At 67.7% G+C, this 14,768-nt stretch carries 13 protein-coding genes and 1 pseudogene; 9 read left to right on the plus strand and 5 right to left on the minus strand.

The window, feature by feature from the left end; all coding sequences use genetic code 11:
• Positions 1-90: 90 nt before the first annotated feature.
• The gene (locus BJF87_RS03920) at positions 91-756 is read left to right on the plus strand and encodes a GntR family transcriptional regulator (protein ID WP_075862674.1); all 666 of its coding nucleotides are present in this window, start codon (positions 91-93) and stop codon (positions 754-756) included.
• A gap of 7 nt (positions 757-763) precedes the next feature.
• On the opposite strand, the gene BJF87_RS03925 is transcribed toward BJF87_RS03920, so the two are convergent.
• Positions 764-1,477 carry a cutinase family protein gene (locus BJF87_RS03925; protein WP_187346457.1) on the minus strand — a complete coding sequence of 238 codons (714 nt, stop codon included), beginning with the start codon at positions 1,475-1,477 and terminating at the stop codon, positions 764-766.
• A 161-nt stretch (positions 1,478-1,638) separates the two neighbouring features.
• Here BJF87_RS03925 and BJF87_RS03930 point away from each other — a divergent pair, with 161 nt between their 5' ends.
• The 5 genes from BJF87_RS03930 to BJF87_RS03950 all read left to right on the plus strand — a co-directional run bounded on the left by BJF87_RS03930 (position 1,639) and on the right by BJF87_RS03950 (position 7,132).
• Positions 1,639-2,022, plus strand: coding sequence for an SRPBCC family protein (locus BJF87_RS03930; protein WP_187346458.1), 384 nt, complete (start codon positions 1,639-1,641; stop codon positions 2,020-2,022).
• Positions 2,023-2,155: 133 nt separating this feature from the next.
• Positions 2,156-3,433, plus strand: coding sequence for a hypothetical protein (locus BJF87_RS03935; RefSeq protein WP_075862675.1), 1,278 nt, complete (start codon positions 2,156-2,158; stop codon positions 3,431-3,433).
• A complete protein-coding gene (locus BJF87_RS03940) occupies positions 3,430-4,785 on the plus strand; it encodes a lipase family protein (RefSeq protein ID WP_042375195.1) in 1,356 nt (451 codons plus the stop codon). Before BJF87_RS03935 ends, BJF87_RS03940 begins: the two co-directional genes overlap by 4 nt.
• Positions 4,786-4,981: 196 nt before the next feature.
• On the plus strand, positions 4,982-5,494 hold the full coding sequence (locus tag BJF87_RS03945) for an alpha/beta hydrolase (RefSeq protein WP_042375198.1): 513 nt from the start codon (positions 4,982-4,984) through the stop codon (positions 5,492-5,494).
• A gap of 153 nt (positions 5,495-5,647) precedes the next feature.
• On the plus strand, positions 5,648-7,132 hold the full coding sequence (locus BJF87_RS03950; RefSeq protein WP_075862676.1) for a DHA2 family efflux MFS transporter permease subunit: 1,485 nt from the start codon (positions 5,648-5,650) through the stop codon (positions 7,130-7,132).
• A 40-nt stretch (positions 7,133-7,172) separates the two neighbouring features.
• Here the strand turns inward: BJF87_RS03950 and BJF87_RS03955 are convergent, their stop codons facing one another.
• Positions 7,173-7,592: a MauE/DoxX family redox-associated membrane protein gene (locus BJF87_RS03955; protein ID WP_035752906.1), complete on the minus strand. Its 420-nt coding sequence runs from the start codon at positions 7,590-7,592 to the stop codon at positions 7,173-7,175.
• A 285-nt stretch (positions 7,593-7,877) separates the two neighbouring features.
• Here BJF87_RS03955 and BJF87_RS26240 point away from each other — a divergent pair, with 285 nt between their 5' ends.
• The 3 genes from BJF87_RS26240 (at position 7,878) to lon (ending at position 11,154) form a co-directional block, all read left to right on the plus strand.
• Positions 7,878-8,021: a hypothetical protein gene (locus tag BJF87_RS26240; RefSeq protein ID WP_006359874.1), complete on the plus strand. Its 144-nt coding sequence runs from the start codon at positions 7,878-7,880 to the stop codon at positions 8,019-8,021.
• A 68-nt stretch (positions 8,022-8,089) separates the two neighbouring features.
• Positions 8,090-8,695: a glyoxalase gene (locus tag BJF87_RS03960; protein ID WP_075862677.1), complete on the plus strand. Its 606-nt coding sequence runs from the start codon at positions 8,090-8,092 to the stop codon at positions 8,693-8,695.
• Positions 8,696-8,826: 131 nt separating this feature from the next.
• Positions 8,827-11,154, plus strand: coding sequence for an endopeptidase La (gene lon / locus BJF87_RS03965; protein WP_006359872.1), 2,328 nt, complete (start codon positions 8,827-8,829; stop codon positions 11,152-11,154).
• A gap of 57 nt (positions 11,155-11,211) precedes the next feature.
• On the opposite strand, the gene BJF87_RS03970 is transcribed toward lon, so the two are convergent.
• The 3 genes and pseudogenes from BJF87_RS03970 to BJF87_RS03980 all read right to left on the minus strand — a co-directional run bounded on the left by BJF87_RS03970 (position 11,212) and on the right by BJF87_RS03980 (position 14,494).
• Entirely contained in the window at positions 11,212-12,030 is an 819-nt protein-coding gene (locus BJF87_RS03970; protein ID WP_006359871.1) for a DUF1353 domain-containing protein, read from the minus strand.
• Positions 12,031-12,147: 117 nt separating this feature from the next.
• Positions 12,148-13,413 carry a sulfotransferase gene (locus BJF87_RS03975; protein WP_006359870.1) on the minus strand — a complete coding sequence of 422 codons (1,266 nt, stop codon included), beginning with the start codon at positions 13,411-13,413 and terminating at the stop codon, positions 12,148-12,150.
• Positions 13,413-14,494, minus strand: a pseudogene (locus BJF87_RS03980) (DUF1214 domain-containing protein). The gene BJF87_RS03975 and the pseudogene BJF87_RS03980 overlap by 1 nt, the downstream one beginning before the upstream one ends.
• Positions 14,495-14,768 lie beyond the last annotated feature (274 nt).

Here is a 14,768-nt window from a genome sequence, read left to right on the forward strand (position 1 = left end):
GCAACACGTGCGGTGTCACGGCCGGTCTGTCTGCGAGGATCGAGGGGTTCGTCTGCCCGCCCCGCACGACCCCACGGAAGGTGACCGCCGATGAAGAGCGCCCGCGACGCGGTCTACGAAGCGCTGCACGAGCGGCTGACGCACGGCCACTACCCGGCCGAAGCGACACTGATCCCGCAGGCGTTGAGCGAGGAGTTCGGGGTGTCGCGGACTCCTGTTCGGGAGGCGTTGGGGCTGCTCGAACGCAAGGGACTGCTGGTCGCGGCGTCTCGGGGTTTTGTCCTGCGCATCCGCGGCGACGAGGAGATGCTCGAGATCTTCGAGGTGCGGGCCATTCTCGAGTCGAGGGCGGCCGCGGCGGCCGCTGAGCGTCACACGCCGGTCGACATCGCACGACTCAAGGAAGCGTTGGCGCTGAGTTCGAACTACACCGAACCCGCCGATATTCGGCAGGCGCTCAACGTCTTCCACGACTGTGTGCTCCGCGCCGCACACAACCAGACGATCTACGACATGGAACGAGACCTGCGCGACCAGATCAAGGTCAGTGCACCGTGGTTCACCCCGACCGGCCGCGAGAGCTTCGAGAGTTCGGTCAGCGAACACGAGCAGATCCTGTCGGCGATCATCGGCGGATCGGCTGAAAAGGCTCGGTTGCTGATGCTCGAACACCTGAATCACGACAGGGACGTGCGTATCTCGCAGCTGGTCTCCCGGACGATGGGCGGCGTCGCGGGGGAGAGCTCCGCTCCCTGAGCGGCAGTCAGGCGCGTCGGGCGACGAAGCGCGCGGCGTCGAGCGTCATGCCGTTGACCGAGTAGAGCGTGTGCAGGGCGTTCGGGCCGCCGACCGGCGAGCCGTCGCAGATGGTGTCACCGGCGACGCAGTAGCGCACCGTCTTGCCGCGGTAGGGGGTCGACACCCGCACCGGGGGCGCTCCGATGTCGGTGATGAAGCGATCCGACGGGGCTCCGAAGAAGACGATCGCCGCAACGTTGCGCGAGAGGGACGCCGGCAGCGGCGGCGGGACGAAACGGTCGTAGGCGGCGTACCGCGCCGGCAGGTCCAGGCCGGCGTGGACCGCATACCCCGCGACGACGGCGCCCTGGGAGTAGCCGCCGAGAACGACCTTGGTGCCCGGGCACTTGGCGGACAAGTACTTCACGCGGTTCTGCGTGGTGCGGACCCCGTCGGCGACGGTTTGGGCGAACTTCAGGCGGTTGCCGAACTGGTCACTCGCCGGGTACGGGACGCCGTAGGCGGCCACCGACTTGCCCGGCAGCTGGCTCCGAACGGCCTCGACGAACGACAGACCGGTCAGTCCCAGCGGTGGCGCGGGCTCGATGGTCCCGCGTGCGAACACGACCTCGACGTCGGGGCAGCCCGGCCTGGCCTCGGCCGCCGGGCTCCCGGCGATCACCGACCCGGCGACGGCCGCGATCAGGGAGGCGGCGGCGATGCCCAGTCTGGTGATCATGCCTGTCGGCCGGGTCGTTCGTGGGTTCGCGTCGTGGTTCATTCTGATCCCGTCGGTGGTGGAGTCGCTCGTCGTCACGGTTCGCATGGGGTGACCCCCGTAGTCGTGACCATTCCAGGTTCCCCGTCATGTGTGCCACCAAACGCGGAATACTGTTCGCCATGCGGAGTCGTCATGTGAGCACGGTGATCGGTGCGTCCGCCGACCTGGTGTACGACTTCGTCTCCGATCCCGGCAATCTCCCGAAGTGGGCGGCCGGACTCGCGAGTTCCGAGGTCGTCCGACGCGGCGACGACCTCCTGGCCGAGTCGCCGATGGGCACCGTGACGGTCCGGTTCGTTCCGCGGAACACTCTCGGGGTCGTCGACCACGACGTGATCCTCCCGAACGGCGACACCGTGCACAATCCGCTTCGCGTGCTGCCCCATCCGGAGGGGGCCGAGGTGGTGTTCACTCTGCGGCAGCTGGCGATGTCCGACGCGGAGTTCGACCAGGACACCCGCATGGTGGAGGAAGACCTGGAGCGCCTCAGGGCGCTGTTCTGAGAGCTTCCTGCCAGAATCTTGGTCCGGCCGAACGTATTTCGGGGGATTCCTCCCGATTTACCGATGTCGAATTGCCGTCTGACTACATCAACGACTAGATTCCCTCCAGTTATACGAATGTGATTCGGCCGTGATGGTCGGGGGCCTGAACGGGAGCGTCGTGAACAAGGTCGTACGGGTGTCGGTCTGCGCGGCGGTGACAGTTGTCGTCGCGCTCGGTTCGCTGGTCGGCGGGGGTTCGGCAACCGCCGACTCCCTCTCGCGGTATCTGAACCTGCCGCTGGTCAATCGTGATGCGTCGCAGGGGCCGGGCGGTGTGCACCCGGCGCTGCCGACGGATGCCAGCACTCTGCAGCGGTTGGTCGACCAGGCCCGCGATCGCGGACTCGACCCGTCGTCGTATGAGGCGTTGCTGTTCCAGTACTGGCTTGTCGAGACCACGACTCGCGCCGGCATCGACCTCGCATCGTGGAACCCGCGCGACGGCGTCGGCGCCAATCATCAGAATCTGCTGAAGTCCTACCGCTACTACGAGGATCTGCAGCTCGCGCATCGCGAACTGCAGTGGGCCGGGATGGGCGGCCTGGTCGGCGGCGACTTCGGCGGTGGCCTGCTCGACTACAAGGACGCCACCGAGATCTTCGAGTTCAGCCGGCTGCAGCCCGTCGCACACGCGATCGTGGCCCGCGCCAACGAACTCGCGGGACCGCAGGCGGTCAACAGTCTGCCGGGCGGACTGCGCGCGCTGGCTCGCGTGGGCGCACAGATCACCGCCGACGATCTGCGCCAGGTCCAGGGCCAGATCCTGGTGATGCAGAAGAACATCTTCTCCGACCTGATGCCGATGCATCGCGCGTACGTCGTGGGCGGGCTGCCCGCGCTCCGGGAGATGAACGCCGCGGGCCTCTTCGACGACGAGATCATGCGCGCCTGGGAGGGTATCGCCTCCAAGGAACCCGCCGCGGTCGCGGCCGGCAATGCCCGACTGCTGCAGCGTGAACAGGGCGAGGTCATCGCGAAGCAGTGGGACGCCACCCGCAACTACAAGGGCGACGTCGGCGAGGCGATGACCTACGGCAGCACCGTGGCGGCCGCGCCGTCGGTTGCCGGTGTGGTCCCGCCGCGCGACATCCGTCAGCTGACGGTGCCGGGCCGTGCGCCCGACGGCCGTAAGGTGATCGTGAGTCTTCCACTGCCGGAATGGAACTGGTCGGTCTACGAGGACCGCTGGGTCTACATCTCCACCGAGCTTCTGCCGAAGTACCGCAAGCAGGTCGAGTACAACTGGCCGGCACTGAGCGCAGCCATGAGGGCTCCGTACTTCGAGCAGATGGAAACGCACCGACCCACCCGTAATCTGCTGCCGCTGATGCAGTCGGTCCTGACCTCGATCAAGGTGACCTACCAGTGATCTCATCCTTCTCGCGCATCTCCCGACGCGCCTCGCTCGTGGCCGTGCTGGTTCTGGTCCTGTCGGGTATCGGATTGGTCGCACCGGCCACCGCCGCACCCAACCGGACGCCGGGCCTCGACGAGGTGTTGAACGGCTTCGTCGTCGGCGCGCTGCGCGACGGCCGTCTCGCCAGCCCTCAGGAGGTCATCGATCCGCTCGTCTCCGGCGACCCCTTCTACGCCGAGCCGCGTCTGACCGGCCGCGAAAAGCCCGGTGACGTACTGAAAGCCAAGAAGGTCGCCGTCCAGTTCATGGGTGTGCGTCCCGGCAAGCTCGACGCCTACAAGCTGATGTACGTGACCCGCGGACTGCACGACGAGCCGGAGATCTCCACCGGCCTGCTGATGGTCCCGCGCGACGGACGCTCCGACGCCACCCGGCCGCTGATCGGATACCAGCTGGCCAACGACAGCGTCGGCGCCTACTGCCATCCCTCCACGATGTGGACCGGCGGCGATCCGATGGACGGCGCGTCGTGGTCGGCGCTGGGCCCGCTGGCGCAGTTCTTCGGCAAGGGTTACGCGGTCATGATGAGCGACGTCGGCAACGACGGCGATCCCAAGCCGCACGGCGTCTTCGCCGGCAAGTTCGCGAGTAAGGCGCTGCTCGACGGTCTGCGAGCTGCGCTGCGGCACAAGGACAACGGCCTCTCGGCCGAGTCGCCGCTCGGTGTGTTCGGCATCGCCGGCGGTGGCGTCGGCGCGGCCTTCGCTGCGGAGGAGGCGAAAACCTATGCGCCCGAACTGGATATCAAGGGCGTCGTCCTCGAGGGAATGGTCGTCGACCAGAAGAACTTCATCGCCACCGCCGACGGCTCGGTCGGTTCGGCCTTCGTCCTCGCGACGCTGCTCGGTCTCGAACCGCGTTACCCGGCAATGAAGCTCGACGAGAAGTTCACCCCGGCAGGCAAGGCCATCGCCGACGTCTTCCGCACCCAGTGCCAGACGCCGGCCTACTTCACCATGCCGTTCGTGCCGATGAACACGCTGTTCAAGAGCGGGGAGAACCCCGCCGACATCGCCGACTTCCAGGCGGTCTACGAGGACAACAAGCTGGGTCGCAAGTCGCCCACCGCACCGGTACTGATCGCCTCGTGCGCGAAGGACGACTCACCGATGTCGCTGGTGCCCGCGAAGGACTCCCGGAAGCTCGCCGCCGACTATCGCCGCGGCGGCACCGAGGTCGACTACCAGCCCACCGACTGCAGCATGGTCCGGTTCCTCACCAACCTCTACGGCTGGGGCACCGACCTGTTCGGCATGCAGACCGTGGACTGGCTGGCCGAGAAGCTGGCGGTCCCGGCTCCCTGAGCTGCGAGCGCTACCCCTGCTCCCTGAGGTGCGGACCCACCCCTGCTCCCTGAGCTGCGAGCGCTACCCCTGCTCCCTGAGGTGCGAGGAGCGTTAGCGACGAGCCACGAAGGGCTCGCAACCGGTGAACCCGGCGCGATGATTTCGTGTCCCCGCTTGAGTCGATCTCTCTGAGAGCATCGTTCGAGGAGGTCCGATGAGTCAGACACGGCTGCTGTTCATCCACGGCGCAGGTGGTTTCACCGACGACCGCCGGATCGCCGACGGTCTCGGGGACGCCCTTGGCCTGCCGGTCGACATGCCGGAGTTCTCCAGTGGCGACATGTCCTTGCAGGCCTGGGCGGATCCGCTGCGCACCCGGTTGTCGACGTTGGGCGCCGACGACCTGCTGGTCGCGCACTCGTTCGGCGCGACGATCCTGCTCCATGTGCTGGCCGAGCCGGAGTACGCCGGACCGAGACGCGCCGTCCTCCTGGCGATGCCGAACTGGGGGCCGGACGGATGGGACGTCGACGAGTACGACTTCGACGGACAACCGCCGCGCGGCGTCGCGCTGTCCCTGCACCACTGCGTCGACGACGAGGAGGTCCCGATCGGGCACCTGGACCTCAACGCGGCACTGCTCCCGGACGTGCAGCTGCACCGCCACGAGACCGGCGGTCACCAGTTCGTCGGGCAGGTGGACGCCGTCGCTGCCAACGTGCGATGACTTGCCGCCACCGGTCGACCTCACGTCGACTGCCAGACCTCGATCGAAGTCTGCCCGTCGAGCTGACGTCTGCCCGCGCCGGCGGTGGTTGCGCGTACGCGTTCCGGCCCCGACCCTGGGTAGACAGCGACCCGAGGCGTCGGGAAGGCAAGCATGACCGCGAACCGTCCGGCGGATGCAGTCCCAGGCGGGATACCGGCTGCGTCGACGGGGGGCCGATGGCTGATCGTCGCGGCGGTCCTGGGGTCCGGCGTCGCATTCCTCGACGGCACGGTCGTGAACGTCGCACTGCCGGCCATCGCACGTGACCTCGACACCGGACTCCGGGGACAACAGTGGGTGCTCGACGGCTATCTGCTGACCCTGAGCTCACTCCTGCTGCTGGGCGGCGTCGCCGGCGACCGCTATGGCCGTCGGCTGATCTTCACCGGCGGCCTGGCGATGTTCGCGGTGGCGACGATCGGCTGCGGAATGGCCCCGACCGTCGAATGGCTGGTGGTCGCCCGGCTCGTCCAGGGTGTCGCCGCGGCGGCCGTCGTGCCCGGCAGCCTGGCACTGATCAACGCGGAGATCGCGCCCTCGGATCGTGGTGCGGCGGTGGGGTTGTGGGCCGGGATGTCTGGTGCGACCAGTGCACTGGGGCCGTTCGTCGGCGGCTGGCTCGTCGACGCGGCGTCGTGGCGCTGGGCGTTCTTCCTGAGTGTGCCTCTGGCGTTGGGTGCGCTGGTCATCGCGATCAGACATGTGCCGGAGTCGCGCGATCCGTCTGCGCCGAGGCGGCTCGACGTCGCGGGAGCCGTGACGATGACCCTCGGTCTCGCAGGCGTCATCTACGCGCTGATCGAGGGCCCGTCGCGCGGGTGGTCGACCGGAACGATCGTCGCGGGCCTTGCGGGTGTGGCGGTGCTTCTCGCGTTCGCGGTCATCGAGACGCACGTGCGGTCACCGTTGTTGCCGCTGAGACTGTTCCGCTCGTCGCAGTTCACCGGCGCCAACCTGACGACGCTGCTGGTGTACGCAGCGCTGGGCGGAGCGCTGTTCCTGCTCGCTCTGCAACTGCAGCAGAGTCTGGGCTACTCGGCCTTCGAAGCGGGCGCGGCGATGTTCCCGAGTACGTTCATCATGCTGTTCGGGTCTCCACTCGTGGGAAGGCTCGCCCAGACCACCGGGCCGCGGCTGCCGATGACCGTCGGCCCGCTCATCGCCGCCGGCGGCTTCGCGTTGATGGCGCGCGTGCAACCGGGCACGGACTACCTGGCCCAGGTGCTGCCGGGCGTCCTGCTGTTCGGGCTCGGCATGACGGTGACCGTCGCGCCGCTGACCGCGGCCGCGCTGGGAGCGGTCGACGACGCCCTCGCCGGCACCGCGTCGGGCGTGAACAATGCGGTGGCTCGCGTCGCCGGGCTGCTGGCCGTGGCGGTGTTGCCCGCGGTGGCCGGGATCGACGCCGGGCCCGGCGAGCCGCTCGGCGACGGATTCCGGACAGCGATGTACATCTGCGCGGCCTTCTGTGCCGTTGGCGGGCTCGTCGCCGCGCTGACGATCAGCTCCGGTGCGGGCTTCCGGCCGCAGGTCCGGTCCGGGGTGGACACCGCCTGCCAGGACGCCTGCACCCGTGAACGCGCAGCCAACTCATAGCTCGAAACCGCGGTGACCGCGGCTTCGAGCTACAAGACGGTTAGTCAGAACGCTTCCCGGTTCCAGCCGCGATCGCCCACAGCACCAGTACGGGTTGGAAGAACAGACGCGTCAGGCGCTTCTGGTCGGAGTCGAGACCGAAGGCGTCGATGTGCTCGACGTACTGATGGATGTTGCCGGGGAACACCGCGACGAAGAACGCCGCCACGATCCACGAGACGATCTTGCGGTGCCGCGGCAGGGCGATGAGCGCCGCACCCAGCGCGATCTCCACCCCACCCGACGCCAGCACCACGAAGTCCTTGCTGAAGGGAACCCAGTCGGGGACCTGCGCCTGGAACTCCTCGCGCTGCGCGGTCAGATGACCGATGCCGGCGATCGCCAGGATCGCTCCGAGCGCGATCCGGGCGATCGCGCGCCCCAACGGCTGACGGGCGGTGGTGGGGGACAGGATCGACATGCAGGCTCCTCGGATGGTGACGTGTGCGTTGCGTTCCCGGTGGTTCGTGGCCGTTGCGGTCAAGGACTGGCCGGGAGGGCGATTTGTCTGACTCATCCTTGGGCGGCGACAGTCGAAATTTAGTCGCGGTACCTAGTAAATGTGTGATACATATGTGATCCCGGACACTGTCGTCCGGGATATTTGTCCGCACGGAGGTCAGCCCATGCCCCTCGACTCGATGTCGGTCCGCCGACACCCGTCCATCGTCCACTCGTTCGCCACGACGCGCCTCGGAGAACGGTCATGACGCTGAAGTCGGTGTGGGATGCGCTGAAGGCTTCCGCGGGAGTGGTCATCACGGCGGCGGCGTTCGCCGTCGCGCTGGCGGTACTGGTCGTCGCTCAGGTCGTCGTACTCGCGACCCGCCTCGTCGACCTTCCCGGCTGAGCGGCCCGCCTGCTGATCGGTCAGGAATCGAGAAGCGGAGGCAGTTCGACGCGCCATAGCGTCGAAGCATGACGAACATCAACGCACTCACCCTCGAAGTTCCCGACCTCAGCGCGGCGGAGGTCTTCTACGACAAGGCTTTCGGACTCGGCGACCGACTTCGGTTCCGAGTAGCCGAATCACCCAGCCAAGGCTTCCGCGGCTTCGTGATCTCGCTCGTGGTTGCCGACCCGACGGTCGTCGACTCCTTCCTCGAACCCGTGGTCGACGCCGGCGCCACCGTGCTCAAACCCGCCAGAAGGTCCTTCTGGGGCTACGGCGGCGTGGTCCAGGCGCCCGACGGCACGATCTGGAAGGTCGCCGGCTCGTCGAAGAAGCCGACCGGTGCACCCGCGCGCAGGGCCGACGACCTGGTCCTACTCCTCGGCGTGGACGACGTTGCCGCCACCAAGCAGTTCTACGTCGAGCGTGGATTCACGGTCGGGAAGAGTTACGGCCGCAAGTATGTCGAGTTCGAGAGCGACCCGAACTCGGTGAAGCTCGCGCTGTACGGCCGCAAGGCCGCGGCGAAGGACGCCGGCGTCGACCCTGCGGGGGCCGGGTCGCATCGGCTGGTGATCGGCGGCGACGCCGGGCAGTTCAGCGACCCGGACGGATTCACCTGGGAGTGTTGAGCCCTCGGTGGCATCACCACTGGGCGGCGCTCGCTCGTTGACCTCACCCCGTTCGCCCCTGGCATAAATCAGTCGGGAACAAACTTCCAGCCATCTCAGTTGAGCCGATCAGACTTAACTCTGGAGGTTTCATGTCGCAGACATATTCACTGCCGGTCCTCTTCGTCCCGGACGTCGTCGTCCTGCCCGGCATGGTCGTGCCGATCCCGCTCGACGATGCAGCTCAGGCCACCGTCGACGCCGCCCGGGCGAGTGAGAGCGGAAGACTGCTGGTCGCCCCACGCCTGGACGACCGCTACCCCACGTACGGGGTGATCGCCTCGATCGTGCAGGTCGGGCGCATCCCGGGCGGCGGTCTGGCAGCCGTCGTCAAGGGTGAGAAGCGCGCGCAGATCGGGGCGGGAACCCCCGGCCACGGCGCCGCGCTGTGGGTCGAGGCCACCGAGGTCACCGACCCCGAGGTCACCGATGAGGTGCGGACCCTGGCCGGCGAGTACAAGAAACTCGTGCTGGCCATGCTGCAGCGCCGCGAGGCGTGGCAGCTGATCGACGCCGTCAACAAGATGTCCGACCCGTCGAATCTCGCCGACACCTCGGGCTACGCGTCCTGGCTCACCGACGAGCAGAAGCGCGAACTCCTCGAGACGCCGGACACCGCCGCGCGGCTGCGGCTGTTGATCGAGTGGACCGGCGACCATCTCGCCGAGTCCGAGGTCAGCGAGAAGATCGCCGAAGACGTCCGCGCGGGGATGGACAAGCAGCAGAAGGAGTTCCTGCTCCGTCAGCAGCTCGCCGCCATCCGCAAGGAACTCGGTGAGGACGAGCCCGAGGGGGCGGACGACTACCGGTCGCGCGTCGACGAGGCCGACCTGCCCGAGAAGGTGCGCGAAGCCGCACTGCGCGAGGTGGGCAAGCTCGAGCGCGCCAGCGACCAGTCGCCCGAGACCGGGTGGATTCGCACCTGGCTCGACACCGTCCTCGACCTGCCGTGGAACACGCGCACCGAGGACTCCACGGACATCAAGGGTGCCCGCGAGATCCTCGACGCCGACCACCACGGCCTCGACGACGTGAAGGACCGGATCGTCGAATACCTGGCGGTGCGTGCTCGACGCGCCGAACGCGGCCTGCAGGTCGTCGGCGGACGCGGATCGGGTGCCGTCATGGTGCTCGCCGGCCCGCCCGGCGTCGGCAAGACGTCGCTCGGTGAGAGCGTCGCCCGGGCGTTGGGTCGCAAGTTCGTGCGCGTCGCCCTCGGCGGTGTGCGCGACGAGTCGGAGATCCGCGGTCACCGACGTACCTACGTCGGCGCACTGCCCGGCCGCATCGTGCGTGCCATCGGCGAGGCGGGATCGATGAATCCCGTTGTGCTGCTGGACGAGATCGACAAGGTGGGCTCGGACTACCGGGGCGACCCGGCCGCGGCGCTGCTCGAGGTCCTCGACCCCGCGCAGAACCACACCTTCCGCGACCACTATCTCGATCTCGACCTCGACCTGTCCGACGTCCTGTTCCTCGCGACCGCCAATGTCATCGAGAACATCCCGTCGGCCCTGCTCGACCGCATGGAGCTCGTCACCCTCGACGGTTACACCGAGGACGACAAGGTGGCCATCGCCCGCGACTACCTGCTGCCCAGGCAGGCCGAGCGTGCGGCACTCACCACCGACGAGGTGACCGTGACCGACGCGGCGCTCCGCGAGATCGCGGCGAACTACACCCGGGAACCCGGTGTGCGACAGTTCGAACGGTTACTCGCCAAGGCTTTGCGCAAGGCAGCCACCAACCTCGCTCAGGAGAGTGCCACGGCACCGATCACCATCGACGAGCCCGACCTGCGCGACTACCTCGGCCGGCCCCGGTTCACCCCGGAATCGGCCGAGCGGACCGCAGTGCCCGGTGTCGCAACGGGTCTCGCCGTCACGGGAATGGGTGGCGACGTCCTCTTCATCGAGGTCAACGCCACCGACGGCGAGCCCGGACTCAAGTTGACCGGCCAGCTCGGCGACGTGATGAAGGAGTCGGCGCAGATCGCGCTGTCGTACGTGCGGGCGCACGCCGAACAGCTCGGCGTCGACCCCGAGTCGCTCAACAAGACCGTCCACGTGCACGTTCCGGCCGGAGCGGTGCCCAAGGACGGTCCGAGTGCGGGCGTCACCATGGTCACCGCGCTGGTGTCGATGGCGACGGGTCGACGGGTGCGCGCCGAGGTCGGCATGACCGGAGAGGTCACGCTGAACGGTCGCGTCCTGCCGATCGGCGGGGTCAAGCAGAAATTGCTTGCCGCGCAACGCAACGGGCTGAAGACCGTCTTCATCCCGCAGCGGAACGAGCCCGACCTCGACGACGTGCCGGCCGAGGTCCTCGACGCCCTCGACGTGCGTCCGATGACCGACGTCGCCGAGATCGTCGCGCAGGCTCTGGAACCCGCAGCAGGAGAACAGGTCAACGCGGCCTGAGGCAGATACAGGAGCGGGGCATCGTTCGGAACAAGCCGGACGGTGCCTCGCTTCTCGTCATCGAAGCCCCACCGTGCGGGCGGTCCACTCCAGCACGCGATACACCACCCAGGCGAGACTCGTCACGGCAGCGGCAGGCACCAGCCATAACGCGCCGACGGCCGCGATGAGACTGGCGGCCCACTGCCGTCCCCACAGTGGCGCGGCGACGAAGATCATCAACAGCGCCACCACGAACGACCAGCCCGGCGACGACACCGGCCACGGCCGATCGAACAGAAGCGCGCCCGCAGAGCCGACGGTCGCGGCGATCCCCACCACGCTCAACAACAACCACAACACGATGCTCCAGCGACGGTAACCACCTGCAACCCAACGGGTCCGGAGTGCCACGGCCGACCACATGATCCAGCGCTTCAACCACGGGACCCCAGAGGTTCGCATCATCTCCCGGAAGAACCGGTCGGACAGGGTGTCGCTGCCGAGCGCGCCCGAATTGACGGTGTCGGTGATGAGTTCGTCGTGGATCAACGCAGCGAGGGAGTGCCTTCCGTACGAGTCCTCGAACCAGCGCATGAAACGCGGCACCGATGCCAGGTCTGTCGGATTGTCCTCGCGCGGAACGAACGTCCGGGCTTTGTCGATCGCCGCACGGGCCTCCGGTTCCTCCATGCCACCGCGAACCAGCTTGGTGAGCAGGTCGTTCTCGACGACCTCGTCCGAATATCGAAAGGTGTTGAGGACGACGAATTGTCGCTCGTTGATCTGGACGACACCGACGCTGCCTCTACCGGTCGGGTCGTCGACCTCGAATCCCGAGGCCGGTGCCACGCGCCAGGGCGCCCACCGTGTGACACTCGATGTGGTCTCACCCATCTCGACCTCCCGACATCGGAATATCCGACGGTAGCGCCGCATGAGACAGCTCTACCGGGAACCCGACGGACGGAGACCCAAGTGCAACCCGACGTTGCGGGATCCGCGACCCGGCGATCACCGTGGGGTGGGGCTCGACGTCCATTCGGCGACGGCATCGGTGTAGAACGCCATCCGTTCCCTGAGCGCGTCGGGCTCGATCCCGAACTCCTCGGGGCTGTACCGATGTCTGCCCTTCCCGTGACGCGGTTGTTCCGCGTTGTGCTCGGCGAGCATCGTCGCCACGTCTGGAGCATCGAGATCGGCTGCTGCATAAACCCGTTCGATGGTCTCTGCGGGCCGGGACACCAGGTCCTGGTAGTCGATGTCGACGACTGTCGCCGATCCGGCCGCGCGGGAGTCGCGGAACTCGAGCGCACGCCGGAACCACAACTCCGACTGCTCGATCTGGAATCGACCGACGTCATGGCCGTCGACCTCGTCGCTGTAGGTCGAGCGGTAGGTCGCGAACAGGCTCGCGCCCGACGCCACGGTCTCCACGACGTCGCGATGCAGATGGACGATGCAGACGCCGGGATATGTCTGGGCAAGGTCGACCAGCTCGGGCGTGTGGGCCGGTGCCTTCAGCAGCCAGCGTCGTCGAGAGCCGTCGTCGAGGATCTGCAGCATCGTCCGATGCGCTGCGTATTCACCGGCGAAGTCCTGGTCTGCCAGCCACCGGGAGTAGCTGTCGAGGCGCATCGTTGAGCTGAATGCCCAGTTGCGCAGGGTCGTTCCCATGCCGAGTACGCATTCCTCGGGGAGCGCCGGTCCGGAATCGTGGACCGCGGCCATCGCCGGATTCAGCAGGTGCAGCGGGTTGGGCTCGGCGGCCTGGGTCTCGATCAACCGTTCGCGTTCTTCCGGGGACAGCTTCGCGACCCGCCACGGGGCGTACAACTCCACGGGCCGCGGTGCGCGGAGCCGGGGGTCGCGGGCCATCAGCCGGTACAGGAACGTCGTCCCGGTGCGCCACCCGCCGATGATCACGATCGGCGGGAGCACCGCACGCTCGGCCACCTCCGGGTTCTCCACCAGGGTCTTGTCGAAGATGGAGCGCGCCCGTAGCTTCCCGATCACCGCGTCCTGCGCATTGCGGACGCCGACTGCGTTCAGACGCCCGTCCTCGGCTGCCGAAGCCAGGTACCGCTCCAAGCCAGGCCGCCACAGCGCCGGGTCGCCCAACCCCTCGACACCGTGCTCGGCAGTGGCCCGTTCGACGATCGCGTCGGTTGCCTCGACCCCCAGCCGGTACCGCTCGGGGCGGGCAAGCCGATCGGCTTCCGCGGCCGCGTAGATGTCCTCGGCGACCTCACTCCGCTGCGGCGGCGTCCACTTCACCATCACTCACCTCGCAGTTCGACGAGCGGGACAACCCGAGCGGACGGCAGGGGAGGGGGCGCGGCCGGCTGCAGGAAACGCATCACGATGATCCCGAAGTCGCGCCCCTCGGAATCGATCCAGTCGCCGACCTCGGGGCTCTCGGCGGCAATCACGAACCGATACCGGCCGTCGACGACGGTGGCGGTGGCACCCGTATACGACACCGGCCGGTACCGGAAGTCGAGGGAGTTCAGAAAACGACTGTAAGCCAGGATGTTCCAGTACCTGCACTCGACGACGTCGCCCTCGATCACCAGCGCCTGGCCCGGTTCGAGTTGCCAGCCGCCGCGAACGTAATGGATGCCGGGTTCGGTGAACACCGCGCCGCCGGCCATCTCCGACCAGTGCCGCAGGACGTTTGGCGGATCGAGATCGTCCTTGGTCGACATCTCGAAGATCGTCGGCAGCATCGAGGTCGTGGCCGCCAGTGTGCCCAGCGACGACACGAACCTCCCCGGGTCGATCGCCGGTGGCACCGGCGGTTCGACGATCGGTTCGATACCGCACCACCCCATTTCGTCCCGATGCACGTCGTCGTGGAAGACCCGGACCCAGATGACGCCGGACTTCTCCGGCAACTCCAGCCAGTCGCCGGCCCCCGGTGCGGTACCACCGAGGACGATCTCGAAGCCGCCGTCGTCGTCGAATCCGATGGCGTCGTTGTCGATGCGGGCGGTTGCCTCGGCGCCGAGGCCGCCCGTCCGCTGGTAGACGGTCACCGAGACGTACGACGCATCGCCGCGGTTGCCGCGGATGCGGTAGGCGCGGTCACCACGAACCTCGCCGACCCAGTAGCGGAAATCGGGGTTGTCCATCAGGAACTTGTGTCGCCACCCGTTGAACGGCACGAGCTCCGGGCGTTCTCGATCGACCTCGAAGCGCGACAACTGATTCGACAACCCGCGCACCAGGCGCGGAATCCGTCGGCCTGCTCGGCCGGGTCCAGGTCCGCGGTGTCGGCGGCGACCTTGTCGCCCGCGGAACGGAGTGCGTCGACCAGACCGTTCCACGCGGCGACCTCCGGCCGAGCGTCGTCGGTCACGAGCGCCGGACCCGGGCGTCTCGCCGGGCGCACACCACCCCGAAGGTGGGGTCGCCCACCTCTCCGGGAACCCAAACAGCGACGCGATGCGGACGCCGGTGTGGGGAGTGCGTGGTGCCCTTCGTCCGGGTGGGGCTGGTCTGCGGCATGGGCAGTCCTCGGGAACGGTGGAAGAGGAATCGCTTGTTTCCTGTTGGAGGAAATCTGCCCGGTGCGTACAGGTGTGTCAAGAGTTACGCCGGCTGGGGCCTCTTGAGTGAAATTCGCTCAACTT

Source organism: Gordonia sp. CNJ-863 (assembly GCF_001942325.1).
Lineage (GTDB): Bacteria > Actinomycetota > Actinomycetes > Mycobacteriales > Mycobacteriaceae > Gordonia > Gordonia alkanivorans.